Annotated in this window: 14 protein-coding genes; 7 read left to right on the top strand and 7 right to left on the bottom strand. The window is 60.8% G+C overall.

Annotation, left to right across the window (positions count from 1 at the left end; all coding sequences use genetic code 11):
- The first annotated feature begins 146 nt into the window (after nt 1–146).
- From FHT84_RS05605 to FHT84_RS05620, 4 genes are all read left to right on the top strand, one after another.
- Nucleotides 147–920: a transporter substrate-binding domain-containing protein gene (locus tag FHT84_RS05605; protein ID WP_245430431.1), complete on the top strand. Its 774-nt coding sequence runs from the start codon at nt 147–149 to the stop codon at nt 918–920.
- A gap of 63 nt (nt 921–983) precedes the next feature.
- Nucleotides 984–1,655, top strand: a complete 672-nt coding sequence (locus FHT84_RS05610) for an amino acid ABC transporter permease (protein ID WP_112343889.1) — start codon at nt 984–986, stop codon at nt 1,653–1,655.
- Entirely contained in the window at nt 1,652–2,311 is a 660-nt protein-coding gene (locus FHT84_RS05615; protein WP_112343888.1) for an amino acid ABC transporter permease, read from the top strand. The genes FHT84_RS05610 and FHT84_RS05615 overlap by 4 nt, the downstream gene beginning before the upstream one ends.
- Nucleotides 2,289–3,014, top strand: a complete 726-nt coding sequence (locus FHT84_RS05620) for an amino acid ABC transporter ATP-binding protein (RefSeq protein ID WP_113249352.1) — start codon at nt 2,289–2,291, stop codon at nt 3,012–3,014. Before FHT84_RS05615 ends, FHT84_RS05620 begins: the two co-directional genes overlap by 23 nt.
- 16 nt (nt 3,015–3,030) lie before the next feature.
- Here the strand turns inward: FHT84_RS05620 and FHT84_RS05625 are convergent, their stop codons facing one another.
- Entirely contained in the window at nt 3,031–3,897 is an 867-nt protein-coding gene (locus FHT84_RS05625; protein ID WP_113249353.1) for an AraC family transcriptional regulator, read from the bottom strand.
- Between the two features lie 35 nt (nt 3,898–3,932).
- Here FHT84_RS05625 and FHT84_RS05630 point away from each other — a divergent pair, with 35 nt between their 5' ends.
- The gene (locus FHT84_RS05630; RefSeq protein WP_113249354.1) at nt 3,933–4,340 is read left to right on the top strand and encodes a DUF2000 family protein; all 408 of its coding nucleotides are present in this window, start codon (nt 3,933–3,935) and stop codon (nt 4,338–4,340) included.
- Between the two features lie 57 nt (nt 4,341–4,397).
- Here FHT84_RS05630 and FHT84_RS05635 read toward each other — a convergent pair whose 3' ends face one another.
- From FHT84_RS05635 to FHT84_RS05650, 4 genes are all read right to left on the bottom strand, one after another.
- A complete protein-coding gene (locus tag FHT84_RS05635; protein ID WP_112343884.1) occupies nt 4,398–5,066 on the bottom strand; it encodes an OmpA family protein in 669 nt (222 codons plus the stop codon).
- Nucleotides 5,067–5,253: 187 nt separating this feature from the next.
- Nucleotides 5,254–6,267: a flagellin gene (locus FHT84_RS05640; RefSeq protein ID WP_112343883.1), complete on the bottom strand. Its 1,014-nt coding sequence runs from the start codon at nt 6,265–6,267 to the stop codon at nt 5,254–5,256.
- A gap of 227 nt (nt 6,268–6,494) precedes the next feature.
- Nucleotides 6,495–9,650 (bottom strand): efflux RND transporter permease subunit, encoded by a 3,156-nt coding sequence (locus FHT84_RS05645; protein WP_113249355.1) that lies wholly within the window; start codon nt 9,648–9,650, stop codon nt 6,495–6,497.
- Nucleotides 9,647–10,813, bottom strand: a complete 1,167-nt coding sequence (locus FHT84_RS05650; protein WP_113249356.1) for an efflux RND transporter periplasmic adaptor subunit — start codon at nt 10,811–10,813, stop codon at nt 9,647–9,649. Before FHT84_RS05650 ends, FHT84_RS05645 begins: the two co-directional genes overlap by 4 nt.
- Before the next feature lie 362 nt (nt 10,814–11,175).
- Between FHT84_RS05650 and FHT84_RS05655 the strand changes: the two genes are divergently transcribed.
- Together FHT84_RS05655 and FHT84_RS05660 are read left to right on the top strand one after the other, a co-directional pair.
- A complete protein-coding gene (locus FHT84_RS05655) occupies nt 11,176–13,641 on the top strand; it encodes a UvrD-helicase domain-containing protein (protein ID WP_183761345.1) in 2,466 nt (821 codons plus the stop codon).
- A gap of 370 nt (nt 13,642–14,011) precedes the next feature.
- Nucleotides 14,012–14,296, top strand: a complete 285-nt coding sequence (locus tag FHT84_RS05660) for a GIY-YIG nuclease family protein (protein WP_113249358.1) — start codon at nt 14,012–14,014, stop codon at nt 14,294–14,296.
- Nucleotides 14,297–14,458: 162 nt separating this feature from the next.
- Here FHT84_RS05660 and FHT84_RS05665 read toward each other — a convergent pair whose 3' ends face one another.
- Together FHT84_RS05665 and FHT84_RS05670 are read right to left on the bottom strand one after the other, a co-directional pair.
- Entirely contained in the window at nt 14,459–14,809 is a 351-nt protein-coding gene (locus FHT84_RS05665) for an Atu4866 domain-containing protein (protein WP_183761344.1), read from the bottom strand.
- 9 nt (nt 14,810–14,818) lie between these two features.
- Nucleotides 14,819–15,544 (bottom strand): SDR family oxidoreductase, encoded by a 726-nt coding sequence (locus FHT84_RS05670; RefSeq protein WP_183761343.1) that lies wholly within the window; start codon nt 15,542–15,544, stop codon nt 14,819–14,821.
- Between the last annotated feature and the right edge of the window lie 91 nt (nt 15,545–15,635).

Here is a 15,635-nt window from a genome sequence, read left to right on the forward strand (position 1 = left end):
GTCCGCAGCCAGAGATGAAGCGCTCCGTCACGGTATCAGCTGCCAGGGAGCAACATACCGCCGACTGGCATAGGTCTTGCCTTCTGCCTTCCAGCTTGAACATGCCACGATTGGAAGGACATTCGATGAAGCGCAGACAATTGCTCATGGCACTGGGTATCGCGATGCTGGCGGTGGGTTCGCTTTCGACCCCGCACATGGCTCGGGCGGATGCCTTGAGCGACATAACCTCGCGCGGCACGCTCCGCGTCGCCGTCCCGCAGGACTTCCCGCCCTTCGGCAGCGTCGGCACGGACATGGCGCCCATGGGCTATGACATCGATATGGCCAATCTGATCGGCGAAAAACTCGGCGTGAAAACGGAACTCGTTCCTGTCACCAGCGCCAACCGCATTCCCTATCTGCAGACGAACAAGGTCGATCTCGTGATCTCAAGTCTCGGCAAGAATCCGGACCGCGAAAAGGTCATCGATTTCTCCGAAGCCTATGCGCCCTTCTTCAACGGCGTCTTCGGTCCCGGAGATGTCGCGGCGGCAAAACCGGAAGACCTTTCCGGCAAGACGATCGGCGTCACCCGCGGCGCGATCGAGGATCTGGCGTTGACCAAGGTCGCGCCGCAAGATGCGACGATCAAGCGCTACGAAGACAATAACGGCACCATCTCCGCCTTCCTGTCCGGCCAGGTCCAGCTGGTCGCGACCGGCAATGTCGTTGCGGCGGCCATTCTCGCCAAGAACCCGCCGAAGAAGCCCGAGATGAAATTCCTCATCACCAACTCCCCCTGCTTCATCGGCCTGAACAAGAACGAGCAGGCATTGCAGAAGAAGGTCAACGACATCGTTGCTGCCGCCAAGGCGGACGGGACACTGAACAAGATGTCGCAGAAGTGGCTGGGCGCCGACCTGCCGGCCGGCTTCTGATCAACGCAGGGCCGATCCTGCCGTCATTCGGCAGCGGGATCGGTCCAAGGAGGGCTTTCTCCCATGCGATATCACTTCGATTTCGGCTGGCTTGCCGAATACTATCCTACGCTGATCAAGGGCGTTCTCGTCACGGTGGAGCTGACCCTTATCGGCGCTGTGCTCGGCATTCTCCTCGGAATTGCCTGCGCCTGGGCGCGCGCGCTCGGCCCACGCTGGCTGAAACCCTTCGTCGCGGCTTATGTCGAGCTGATCCGCAACACGCCGTTTCTGATCCAGCTTTTCTTTATTTTCTTCGGCCTGCCCGGTATCGGCGTGCAGATGAACGAGATGACCGCCGCCAATCTCGCGATGATCATCAATCTCGGCGCCTATAGCTGCGAGATCATCCGCGCCGGCATACAGGCCACGCCCCGCGGCCAGTTCGAAGCCGGCGCCAGCCTTGCCATGACCCCGTTCGAAACCTTCCGGCATATCGTTCTTGTACCGTCCCTGCAGCGCATCTGGCCGGCGCTGTCATCGCAAGTCGTCATCGTCATGCTCGGCTCCGCCGTCGTCTCGCAGATCGCCGCCGAAGATCTGACCTTCGCGGCAAACTTCATCCAGTCGCGCTCGTTCCGCGCCTTCGAAGCCTATTTCGTGTCCACGGCGATCTACCTCACGCTGGCGATCCTGCTTCGACAGGTACTCGCGGCCGTGGGCAAGATGATCTTTCCACGCAGGGTCCGCCAATGATCCAGTTCACCACATGGGATATCCTGCGCGGCCTGCTGCTGGCGGCACGCTGGACGATATTGCTGTCGCTTGTCTCCTTTGCCGGTGGCGCCATCGTTGGCGCGATCCTGCTGTTCCTGCGCATCGGCAAGGCCAGGGCCGGCCGCATCGCGGTCAAATATTTCATCGAACTGTTCCAGGGCACGCCGCTGCTGATGCAGCTCTTCCTGGCTTTCTTCGGTCTCGGGCTCTTCGGCATCGACGTGCCGGCCTGGTTGGCTGCTGGCGTCGCGCTCACCCTCTGGTCATCAGCCTTCCTGACGGAAATCTGGCGCGGCTGCGTCGAGGCGGTCGCCAAAGGGCAATGGGAGGCTTCGGCAAGTCTTGGCATGGGTTACCTGCAGCAGATGCGCTACGTCATCCTGCCCCAGGCGCTGCGCATCGCCGTGCCACCGACCGTCGGCTTCTCGGTGCAGGTCGTCAAGGGCACGGCCCTGACCTCCATCATCGGCTTCGTCGAGCTGTCCAAAGCCGGCACCGTCATCACCAATGCGACCTTCCAGCCGTTCACCGTCTACGGCTTCGTCGCGCTCATCTATTTTGCCCTGTGCTGGCCGCTGTCGAAAAGCAGCCAGATCCTGGAGAGAAAGCTCAATGTCGCTCATCGAAATCACTGAAGTCCGCAAGAGCTTCGGCGCCAACGAGGTCCTCAAAGGCATCAACCTCGATGTCGAACCCGGCGAAGTCATCGCCATCATCGGCAAGAGCGGTTCGGGAAAATCGACGCTGCTGCGCTGCATCAACGGCCTGGAAACGATCAATGACGGCTCGATCTCCGTCGCCGGCGCGCAGCTTCTGCCTGACGACTTGCATCTGAAGGCGCTCCGGCTGAAGGTCGGCATGATCTTCCAGCAATTCAATCTCTTCCCGCATCTGAGCGCGGGGCGCAACGTCATGCTCTCACAGATGGTCGTCAAGAAGACCGCCAAGGCCGAAGCCGAGGCCATGGCGCGGCGCATGCTCGATCGCGTCGGCCTCGGGCAAAAGTTCGACGCCTATCCGGATGAACTCTCCGGCGGCCAGCAGCAGCGCGTCGCCATCGCCAGGGCACTCGCCATGCAGCCGATCGCACTTCTCTGCGATGAAATCACCTCCGCGCTGGACCCGGAGCTGGTCGCGGAAGTTCTTGCTGTGGTGCGCGAACTGGCAAGCGAAGGCATGACGCTGCTGATGGTGACGCATGAGATGAAATTCGCCCGCGACGTCTGCTCGCGCGTCGTCTTCATGCACCAGGGCCGCGTGCACGAGATCGGACCGCCCGGCGAGGTCTTTGCCAATCCGCAAACGCCGGAGCTCAAGCAGTTCCTCGGCATCCATTGAGAGGCGGCAGGCCCCGCTAACCGGCTCTATGAACCATGGTGTTCCAGGCACCCGGAGCAATGCCGAATGCCTTCTTGAAATGCCGGGTCAGATGGCTCTGATCGGCAAATCCGGTTGCCGCGGCCACCTCCGCGATCGACTCTCCCGCGCCGATCATCGCCTTTGCCTGCTGCAGCCGCCGCATCAGCAGGAACCGATGCGGGCTTGTTGCGAAGGCGGCGCGGAAATGCCGCGCCAGTGCAAAGCGATCGAGACCGGTGATGCGCTCCAGTTCCTGCGAGCGCACACCCCGCGTGACATGCGCCTCGAGATAGTCCCGCGCAGTCTTCACCTGCCCCCACGCAATGCTGCCCAAGGGCCGTTGCGGCAAACGGGCATGCTGGACAAGTCCGTCGGTGAGCCGCGAGACGAAATCGTCGACGAAGAGCTCATCCAGCTCGCGATCGAGCTCGCCGAGCGCCGCCAGCAACAAGCCGGCGAGACGATTGTCTTCCACCACGGGGTCATCGACGAAAGGCAGGCCGACACGCGCCGCCTCAAGGCATTGAAACAGCACCGATGGTTCCAGATACAGCATCCGGTACACGAGCCCGTCTTCGGTCGCTGCCCCGCCATCATGCAGTTCGTCCGGATGAAGAATGATCACCCGCCCGGGCAGGCTGTAGCGCTGTTCGCCGCGATAGCGGAACGTCTGCACGCCGCGCATGGTAACGCCAAGCGCATAGGTATCGTGCCGGTGCAGTTCGAAGGCATCGCCGCGAAACTGCGCCTGGATGCGTTCGATGCCCGGATAGGCAGGCGCAGACAGGATGCGGTTGCTCTCCGGCGTCACGCACAAACGTTCAAGACCCTCGAAGATCTGTCCGGCTACATCTTCGTGCAATGTCCCATTTCCAGACTGCATGAAAGTGACCATCGATGTTCGATACCAAAATCGCGATCGTTTTGCGAAGCGACCTTCAATCCTGGCAAAAGCTGAATGTAACGGCCTTCCTGTCGACAGGCATAGCCGGACAAAATCCAGATATCATCGGAGAAGCCTATCGCGATCGTACCGGCAACGTCTACAACGCTTTGTCGATCCAGCCCATCATCGTGCTCTCGGCCGACAGGGAGAGTATCGCCGCGATCCACCGCCGCTCGCTGGAGCGTGGCGTCACGTCTTCCATCTTTATAGAAGAAATGTTTTCAACCGGGCATGACGCGGCCAACCGCGCCGTCTTTTCCGAATTCGCGCCGGAAGATGCCAAGGTCGTCGGCATCGCCTTGCGCGCCGACAAGAAAATCGTCGACAAGATCACGAAGGGCGCGAGCATGCACGCGTGATCGGACGCAAAGAAAACGGCCGGATCGTGAGATCCGGCCGTTTCTGTCCAGAAAGGTTTAGCCGTTCTGAGTGATCGGTGCGATCTGGATCTCCACGCGGCGGTTCTGCGCGCGACCGGCCTCGGTGGCATTGGATGCGACCGGCTGCGACGGACCGAAGCCGATGGCCGACATGCGGCGCTGATCGATACCCTGGCTGCCGAGGTAGGAGGCAACCGATCCGGCGCGGCGCTCGGACAGATCCTGGTTATGCTGCAGGCTGCCGGTCGAATCCGTATGACCGTTGACGTCGATCAGCGTGCGGTTGAACTTGCGCAGAACGATCGCGACGGAATTGAGCGTCGGGAAGAATTCCGGCTTGATCGCATCCTGGTCGATATCGAAGGTGATTGCCGACGGCATGTTGAGGATGATGCGGTCGCCGACGCGGGTCACCGAAACGCCGGTGCCCTGCAGCTGCGCACGCAGCTCGGATTCCTGCTGGTCCATGTAATTGCCGATACCGGCGCCTGCGAGCGCACCGACGCCGGCGCCGATCAGCGCAGCATTGCGGCGCGAGGCCGGCGAATGACCGATCAGAAGACCGGCAACGGCGCCGACACCGGCACCGATCGCTGCACCGCCTGCGGTATTCGATACCTTCTGCTCACCCGTATAAGGGTCGGTGGTCGTGCATGCGTTCAAAAAGGCTGCCGCTAGGGCAAGAATGGCAATTTTCTTGATCATGGAATCGTCGCTCTCCGGTTCGATGGCCGCAGCAGATATGAAGCATTACGGCAATATCATGAAGAGGAATCTTAATCGGGACTTTGTCCCCTGTGCATAGAGCGGCAATGACGCTTTCGATGAAGCTGATTGAAATCCGGATGTGAGGAGCCGTCCATCAACACGGCTCCTCAGACCCCATAGGAGATCAAAAGCTCTTGAGGAGCTGCAGAACCGTATTGTAGCTCGCATTGGCAATCGAGAGCGATTGCAATCCAAGCTGCTGCTGCGCCTGCAGCGCCAGAACCTTGCTCGACTGCTGCTCCATATCGGCATCCACGAGCTTGCCGACACCGCTGGTCAGGGAATCACTCAGATTCTTGGCGAACTCGGTCTGGAGATTGACGCGCGATTCCAAAGAGCCGAAGGCGGATCCGATCGTCTTGAGCTGGTTCAGCATTCCCGTCACGGTATTGACCATGTCGACGACGGCGCCTTGCGTCGTATTCGCATCGAGCGAGATCTCCGCCTGGCCGGTGGTATTGCCGTTCTTGCTGTTGAGCAGCACATAATTTTGCGCGGCACCGGCCGCGGTTGCGAAAGCAGTCGAAGTCAGAACACCATAACCGCCGGCGCCGCTTGACTGATCGTCTATCAGATAACGCGCATCGCTCGAGGTGATGGGGCCGGTCGTCGAGCTTACGCCTTCATAACTCAGCATGCCGATCGTGACGGTTCCGTTCGCACCACGAATAAGGGATCCAGGGATCTCATGTGGCGCAGTGGGATCCGCGCCGTCCTGCAGCACGGTCCAGTTCACGCCGTTGAAGGTCGCCGATTCCCCGATGCTGCGCAGTTGCTCTTTCAGCTGGGTAAGTTCGTCGTTGAGCTTCGTCTTGTCGACACTGGTTTCATAGGCGCTGACAAGCTTGGTCCTGATTTCCGTTACGACGTCGATTGCACTGCTGACGCCCGTGGAGGCGGTGCTGACGGTCGAGACGGCGAGACCGAGCGCATCTTGAACCGACGAAATCGCGCCGATGTCGGTATGCGTCAAAGTCGAGATCTTCCAGTATGTGGCGTTATCTTCCGCCGACTGCACCCGCAGGCCTGACGACATCTGGCGTTGGGCATTGCCCAGCTTGGTCTGGGTGTCCCTCAGCACTTCCAGCGCTGTGTTCACAGAGGGACTGACCCTGATGAAGGTCGAAAAAATACTCACGGCACATGAACTCCGGACGCAACAATACGCAACAGATACAAGGAGACATCGGAACCTTGCCGCGAGCGCTCATGCGCGCGGGCCGAGCGTGTCGGCGAACGGGGAGCAAGGCAAAAACAACACCTTCGCTCCAGCGGTTACAATCGCCATGATTAGCAAACATGCTTAAAAAAACGCTAAGCGAAACGCCTGATTTACCATAATGGGCACAACCTACCTGTCCCGGCCTATTCCGCCGCGCGAAGGTTGGTCAGCTTCGAGCGCAACGCCGCGTCGGACATTTCGTCGTGCAGACGCTGCTCCTCATGCGTCTGCGGTTTTGCAAAACGGGCGATCAGCAGATAGGCGACCGGCGTGATGTAAAGCGTGACGAGAGTCGCGAAACCAAGGCCGCCGACGATCACCCAGCCGAGCGCGATGCGTGCTTCCGCGCCCGCACCCTCCGCAAAGACGAGCGGGACGCCGCCGAGGATGGTTGCGATCATCGTCATCATGACCGGACGCAGGCGCAGCGCGCAGGCCTTTTCGATCGCCTCGCGCACGTTTTCGCCCTTGTCGCGCAGCTGATTGGCGAATTCGACGATCAGGATGCCGTTCTTGGCCATGACGCCGACCAGCAGCACCAGGCCGATCTGGCTGTAGATGTTGAGGCTCGAACCGGTGATGACGAGCGCGAAGATGGCGCAGGCAAGACCAAGCGGCACCGTGGACATGATGATCAGCGACGACAGCACGCTTTCGAACTGCGCCGCGAGCACCAGAAAGATGATGACGATGGCAAAGCCGAAGGTCAGCACCATGCCGCTGGAATTCTCCTCCAGCGTCGCGGCTTCGGCGAGCGGCATCAACCGCGCACCTGGCGGCAACAGCGGCGTGGCGATCCGCGTGACTTCCTCGACGGCTTGCCCAAGCGACATGCCGCTCTTGAGACCGGCGGTGATAGCGACCGATGCCAATTGCTGCTCGCGGGTCAATTGCGGTGCGACGGCGTTCTCCTTCAGCGATGCGATGACCGACATCGGCACGATCTTGCCGTCGCCGGTTTTCAGATAGACGTTTTCAAGATCCGTCGGATCGTCGATCGGCCGGATCGTTGAGGTCAGCAGCACGGGATAGGATTCGCCCGCGACAAAGACGTCGACGACGGAGCGGCCTTCGAGCAGCGACTGCAGCGCCATCGAAAGCCCCGATATGTCGATCCCGAGATCGGAAGCGCGCTCCCGGTCGATGGTGACCGAGACCTGGGCCTGCGTCGGCTCGTTGTTGAGCCGTGGCGTGTCGAACTGCCCTGTCCTGTCGAGCTCCTGCACCAGCTTCAGTGCCGCCTCGGTCAGCACCTCATGATTGTTGCCGACAAGCGCCATCTGCACGCCGCTGCCGGCGCCCCGGATACGCAGGCTGTTGGCCTGGATGACGTTGCCTCGGAGCGCAGGAACGCCGGCCATGGCGCGGTTGATATCGGTGACGATGTCCTGTTGCGTGCGATGGCGCTCGCTCCAGGGTGCCAGGGTCAAGACCATGAAGCCGCTGTTTTTCTGGCTGTTCATGCCTGAGATAGCGTAGGTATTTCTGATGTCGCCGCTGTCCATCAGCGGCTGCAGCCGCTCCTCGACCCGCTGCAGCTGGTCCTTCGTGTAATCCAGGCCAGCGCCCTGCGGCGTGGTGAGACGCAGCATGACCATCGCCCGGTCCTCGCTCGGCGTCAGCTCGCTTTTGACATTCACGAAGGCGAGAACAGCAGCAGCCGAAAACAGCGCGCAGAAGACGATGACGACAAGCGGTGCGTTGAGACATGTCCGGAGCGTGCGGCGATAGACGCCGGCAAAAAGCTCACCGAAACGGCCGAGTGCGCCATGCTCTTCGCGCATTTCCTTGGTCAGCATGCGAGACGCAAGCATCGGGCAGAGCGTCAGCGCCACGATCGACGACAGCCCGACGGAGAAGGCAAGCACGAAGCCGAATTCGCGGAACAGGCCGCCCACCTGCCCCGGCAGGAAGGACAGCGGAATGAACACGGCGGCAAGCGTTGCCGTCGTCGCAATGACGGCGAAGAAGACTTCGCGCGTACCGAGTACGGCAGCCGCGCGCGGCCCGATCTTCTCGGCTCTACGACGCACGATATTTTCGAGCACGACGATGGCGTCGTCGACCACGAGGCCGGTCGCAAGTACGATCGCCAGCAGCGTCAGGATATTGACCGAGAAGCCTACCATATAAAGCGCGGCGAGCGTGCCGATGAGCGCCACCGGCATAGTGACGACCGGTATCAGCGTCGCCCGCCAGTCGCGCAGGAAGAGATAGATGACCACCGTGACGATCAGCGCCGACAGGACGAGCGCCAGCACGACTTCGTGGATCGCGCCCTGAATGAATAAGGCATCGTCGCTGGTGATGACGATACGCGTACCCTCGGGCAGCGATTTCGACAGCTGCGCGACGACGGCCTTCACGCCTTCGGAAATATTCAAGGTATTCGACTGCGCCTGGCGGATGATGCCGAGGCCGACGCCCTGTACGCCGTTCGAGCGCAGCGCGGTCGTGCCGTCCCTCGGTCCGAGCGTCACGGTCGCGACATCGGAGAGCCGCACGCGGTTCTTGATGATCAGCCGGGAGAAATCCTCCGGCGTCTGCAGCGCCGCCGTGGCACGCACGACGATATCCTGGCGCGCACTCTTCAGCGATCCGGCCGGTACATCGAGCGCTGCGGTCGCAAGCGCCGTCGTCAGGTCGCCGATAGTGAGGCCTCGGCTCGCAAGGGCGGCCTGATCGACGTCGATGCGGAAGATTTTCTCCTGATCGCCGTAAAGCTCGACATCGGCAACGCCTTCGACCGAAGCCAGCCGGTCAGTGATCTCCTTATCGACCAGCTGCGTCAGGTCGTCCATCGTCATGGTGCTCGAGGTGACGGCAAGGCGCATGATCGGCTGCGAATCCGAATCCGCCTTGACGATCTGTGGCGCATCCGCCTGATCGGGCAATTGTTCGGCGATGCGACCGATGGCATCGCGAACATCGTTGGCGGCAACCGAAAGATCGGTCGCGTCGGAAAATTCGAGCGTTACGCGGCTCTGCCCGAAGGACGAGCTGGAGGAGACCGATTTCAGGCCGCTGACGCGGGCGACCGCCCCTTCGATGATCTTCGTCAGCTCCTGATCCACCGTCTGGGGAGAAGCGCCGTCAAACACGGTTCTGACCGTCACGACGGGACGATCGACATCAGGCAGTTCGCGCACTTCGACGCCGAAATAGGCTGCAAGACCGGCAACGACCAGCAGCGTATTGAAGACCAGGGCCAGGATCGGCCGGCGCACGAAAAGTGCCGTGAAGGATTGCCTGGTCGCTGCCGAGCTGGCATCCGTCGCGTCATCACCATGAGATGTCATTGGGTGATGACCTCCCTGGCCTCGGCGACATCACGGGCAAAGCGGACTTCGCCACCTTCGGTCATACGCTGCAATCCTTCGATGACGATGAGATCGCCATTGCGGAGATCGCCGCGGACCAGTACCGCATCCGGATTGCGCTGCACGATGCTGACGCGCACCTTCGAGGACTTGCCGTCGACAACGCGCCAGACATGAGCACCGGCGCCATCCCATTGCACGGCGAGCGGATCGACGGAAGGATAGGTCTCGCCGGCAAAGCGCATGCCGACATTGAAGGACATGCCGGCCCGCAATTCGTCGGAGGCATTGTCGATGCGGGCGCGCACGCGCAGCGTCCGGCTGGCGCCATCGACGCGATTGTCGACCGCCTCGACGGCGCCAGAGAATATACGCCCCGGCAGCGCGACCGAGGTCGCTTCCACCGGCTGATCGACCTTGACAGTGTTGGCGAAGCGCTCTGGCACCCAGTAATCCACCAGGATTTCCGAGCGATCGTCCAGCATCACGATATTGGTGGTCGTGGTTACGTTGTCGCCGACCACAACGGGCACGATGCCGACGATCCCGTCGATCGGCGCGACGATATCGCGGCGCTTCAGCGCCAGCTCCGCCGATTGCAGCGCCAGCTTCGCCCCCTGCTCTGCGATCTCGGCATCGAAAACATCGATGCGCGACACGCTGGATTTGATGTTGCGATAGAGCTGGGATTTCTCCGCTGCGCTCTTCAGCGCTACCTCCGCCTGGCCGCGGGCAATGATCTGCTCGTCGTCGTCGAGACGAGCCAGTACCTGGCCTTGGCTGACCCTGTCGCCGGACTTGATGAGGATTTCCCGGATCGTGCCCGTCGCCTGCGGCATGACGACGACCGAGCGAATGGCGTCACCGGTGCCGATCGCGCTCAGGCGATCGTTGACGACGCCGTTGACGACGGCTTTCGTCACGACAAGCGGCACATTCCGGGCGCGCCGAGCGCCGGCTTCGACCGCATTGCCGCTCTTCTCCGCCTTGGCATCGTCATCATGTGTGATTGCTGCGACGATCGTCTGGGGAACACCGGCCTTCCGCAAGATGCCGGCTGCGCCGGGCGCAAGGGCCACGACAGCGGCAATGCCTGCCACCAGCAAGAGAAAAGACAAGGAAAGCTGCTTCCAGGCGGTCATGCACGTCTCCGGCTCGTTATGTCAGAGGCGATGAAATCGCGTCGTTGGTTTGCACAGGCCCCCCACACACCCAGCGCACTTATTGAGGCCTCATTCGGTCCGGGCGGCTCTATAATGCAAGATTGTGCCCGATTTGCTGCAATATCGTGTTTTTGGGCATAAGCAGCAAGCTTCGACGCATATTATGACAAAGTTGTAATCTTGACCGTGACAACGAGACGTTTCACTGGCATTCGCACATCTCTGTTTGGGCGCGGAACGTGCCGCGTTATCAACGTCTTTATGCCGCGAATGTGCACTTTTTGTTCTAGTTTCGGCCCGTTTCTTTTGCCTTTCGGGGTAGAATCATTACATTGGGCCGCATGACCATTGGACATGACGATATCCCCTTCTTTGACGAGGAGCCGGAGCACATCGCGCCGCGCCGTTCGGCGCCGGCTGCCGGCAGCACCAGCGGCGGCATCGCTGCCCGCGCCATGGCGGCACGCGACAGCGGCCGCCGGCCGGATTATCTCGCCGGCCTCAATCCGGAACAGACGGAAGCAGTCGAAACGCTTGACGGCCCCGTTCTGGTGCTTGCGGGCGCCGGCACTGGCAAGACGCGCGTGCTCACAACCCGCATCGCTCATATCCTCTCTACCAACCGCGCCTTCCCCAGCCAGATTCTCGCCGTCACCTTCACCAACAAGGCGGCCCGCGAGATGAAGGAGCGTATCGCACTGCTCGTCGGCGGCGCCGTCGAAGGCATGCCCTGGCTCGGCACCTTCCACTCGATCGGCGTCAAGCTGTTGCGCCGTCATGCCGAGCTGGTCGGCCTCACCTCCAGCTTCACCATTCTCGATACCGACGATGTCGTCCGCCTGATCAAGCAGCTGATCCAGGCGGAAGGGCTCGACGACAAGCGCTGGCCGGCCAAGCAGTTCGCCGGCATGATCGACACTTGGAAGAACAAGGGCCTCAGCCCCGCCGATATTCCGGAAGGCGATGCCCGGGCCTTCGCCAACGGCAAGGGCCGCGAACTCTATGCCGCCTACCAGAACCGCCTGAAGACACTGAACGCCTGTGACTTCGGCGATCTTTTGCTCCATCCGATCAATATGTTCCGGCAGAATCCTGATATCCTCAAGGACTATCACCAGCGCTTCCGCTACATCCTGGTCGACGAGTATCAGGATACCAACACGGCGCAGTATATGTGGCTTCGCCTGCTGGCGCAGAGGCAGAAGGGCGAGCCGCAGAATGTCTGCTGCGTCGGCGACGACGATCAGTCGATCTATGGCTGGCGCGGCGCCGAAGTGGACAATATCCTGCGCTTCGAGAAGGATTTTCCAGGCGCCAAGGTCATCAAGCTCGAGCGCAACTACCGCTCCACCGAGCATATTCTCGGTGCCGCCGCGCATCTGATCGCCCATAACGAAGGCCGGCTCGGCAAGACGCTGTTCACCGACCGCTCCGACCCCGACGACATCAAGGTGCAGGTGCATGCCTCCTGGGATTCCGAGGAGGAAGCACGCGCGATCGGCGAAGAGATCGAGCAGCTGCAGCGCAACAAGCACAATCTGAACGACATGGCGATCCTCGTGCGTGCCTCGTTCCAGATGCGCGAGTTCGAAGACCGTTTCGTCACCCTCGGCCTGAACTACCGCGTCGTCGGTGGTCCTCGTTTCTATGAGCGCCTCGAAATCCGCGATGCCATGGCCTATTTCCGTCTCGTCTGCCAGCCGGCCGACGATCTCGCCTTCGAGCGCATCATCAATACGCCGAAGCGCGGCCTCGGCGACACCACCGTTCGAGCGCTGCATGATTACGCCCGTGCGCGCGATATCCCGATGTTAGCGGCAGCGGCCGATATCATCGAGACGGATGAGATGAAGCCGAAGACGCGCAAGGCGCTGTTCGATGTCGTGCAATCCTTCCGCCGCTGGCAGGGCCTGCTCGAAAACACCCCGCATACCGAGCTTGCCGAGCAGATCCTCGAAGAGTCCGGCTATACGGACATGTGGAAGAACGACAAATCGGCCGAAGCGCCTGGACGCCTGGAAAACCTGAAAGAGCTCATCCGCTCGATGGATAGTTTCGAATCCATGCGCGGCTTCCTCGAACACGTCGCCCTCGTCATGGATGCTGAGCAGAACGAAAATCTCGACGCCGTCTCCATCATGACGCTGCACTCGGCCAAGGGTCTGGAATTCGACACGGTGTTCCTGCCCGGCTGGGAGGAAGGCCTGTTCCCGCATCAGCGCTCGCTTGATGAAAGCGGCCGCGCCGGTCTGGAGGAAGAGCGCCGCCTCGCCTATGTCGGCATCACCCGCGCCAAGCGCCGTTGCCACATCTGGTTCGTCTCCAACCGCCGCATCCACGGCCTGTGGCAATCCACAATCCCCTCCCGCTTTCTCGACGAACTGCCGGAAACGCATGTCCAGGTCGCCGAAGTCGAGCAATCCTATGGCGGGTATGGCCGCGGCGGTTACGGCCAATCACGCTTCGACAAGGCCGATCCCTTCGCCAACACCTATTCCACGCCTGGATGGAAGCGTGCGCAGGCCAACCGCAACGATGCGACCCGCGACAACTGGGGCAGCCGCTCCGGCCACGCCGTCGAACGCATCGGCTACGGCGAAAGCGGCCCGAAAGTGCGCACCATCGACGGCGAGCTGGTGGCTAAATCCACCTCCACCGAACCCTCCAAATTCTCAATCGGCGACCGCGTCTTCCACATCAAGTTCGGCAACGGCAATGTCTCGGAGATCGAGGGCAACAAGCTGACCATCGAATTCGACCGCGCCGGGCAGAAAAGGGTGCTTGATGGGTTTGTGGAGCGGGTTTGAGGGCACAAGGCCGGCTGTCTGATTTGGAGCGGCGGGTGCCCATCAGTGCAACCGCAAAGATGAAGGAGCTGATTGTGTGGCCTCCGTCCTCCCCCGCGCTCCGTCATCCTCGGGCTTGACCCGAGGATCCATGCACAAGGGTTTCAATCAAATGCGTTATGCCCTGTTTGGAACCGTCAATGCAGGGCGGACGGTCGTAGAGGCTGTCATCATTGTCATAGGCTTGTGTCTGGATCCTCGGGTCAAGCCCGAGGATGACGGAGCGTGGGGTATGATAGGGTGGCAAACGCAAGCGCTATTCTTTGCGAAGCAGCTCACCTCCCGCCAATAGTCTCTTGACGCTCATCATCTCCACCAGCATCATACACGCATGGGTGGATATACCTACATCATCACTAACCACAAGCGAGGTACGCTCTATATCGGCGTCACCGCCGATATAGAGCGCCGCATCTACGAACATCGCGAAGGCCTGACGCCTGGCTTTGCTTGGAAATACGGGTGCACGCGGTTGGTCTGGTATGAGGACCACGCCGACATCGTTTCAGCCATACAACGGGAAAAGTCCCTGAAACGCTGGTATCGGCAATGGAAGATCGAGCTGATCGAAAAGACAAATCCGGATTGGCGGGACTTATACTACGAGCTCTGGTAAAGCCTCACGCTCCCCCGGTCGCCTGCGCATCCCGGTCCTTTAGCCATAGCCCATAAATCCATCGCGGAAAAAGGATTGGCATTCGACTGGGACCGGCACGCCGTAAGAGGAAAGCCATCGCAAGACACAGATGGTCTGGCGATGGTGCCATTCGATATCGCGCTACTTCTGACGATAAAGGATTATACCGCCGTGATGAAGCACGTCGTCGATGAAATCTCCATCGGCGGTAAAGCCGGTATCGTCCCAGTAATCGATGTGATTGCCGCGAACCTCATAGCGCCCCTGATAGGCGCTCTCGCGCCGGCCGCGCGCTTCGTCATAGCGGCCGTTCGGCAGTAGATTGTGGCGCACATAACCATCGGCGGTAACCCACATGCCGACATAGGGATGACTTTGCTGGATGGTCGCGGATGCGTTGGATTTGTTGTTCATGGTAGCGTAGACCTTTGATGTAACGATAAATATGGCGCCGGCGGCAAGAGCCAGGGCGAAACTTCGGACCAAAGCCATCTCCACCGCCTACGTGTTGGCCGTCGGGCGCACGACGATCTCGTTGACGTCGACATCCTCGGGCTGTTCGATGGCAAAACGCACGGCGCGGGCAATGGCATCGGGTTTGAGAGCGATGGCGCGATAAGTCTTCATCGCTTCCGCCGCGATTGGATCGGTGATCGTATCGGCAAGCTCGCTTTCGACGACGCCGGGATGGATGCAGGTGACGCGCAGCACCTTGTGCTCCTGCCGTAGCCCGTCCGAGATCGCCCGCACCGCATATTTCGTGGCGCAATAAACCGCCGCGGTCGGGGAGACCGCAAGCGCTCCGATCGACGCGATATTGATGATCTGGCCGGAATTGCATGCTATCATCTCAGGTAAAACCGCAGCGATGCCGTACAGCACGCCCCTGATGTTGACATCGATCATCCTGTCCCATTCTTCCACCTTCAGCGATGCCATGAGGGAGAGCGGCATCACGCCGGCATTGTTGACGATGACATCGACGCGTCCCCATTTCTGTCGAGCGGCGCTGACGAAAGCCTCGAAGCTTCCGCGATTCGTCACATCGAGGGAATGGGCAAGCACGGTGCCGCCCGCCGCATGCAACTCGGCGGCCAGCGCTTCCAGACGTTCCACGCGCCTCGCACCCAGCACCACTTTCGCGCCAGCGGCGGCAAGTTCGCGGGCAATGCCCTCCCCGATTCCGCTCGAAGCGCCCGTGATCAGAATGACCTTATCCATCGGCATGACCTCATCCTTTCTCCGTGCATGTCATGAGGCCTTGACTGTAAGGATCGTTATTGTTTCGATAAGCCGTCATCTCCTTGCCAAATTGGAA

The organism is Rhizobium sp. BK289 (genome assembly GCF_014193575.1).
GTDB lineage: Bacteria > Pseudomonadota > Alphaproteobacteria > Rhizobiales > Rhizobiaceae > Rhizobium > Rhizobium tropici_C.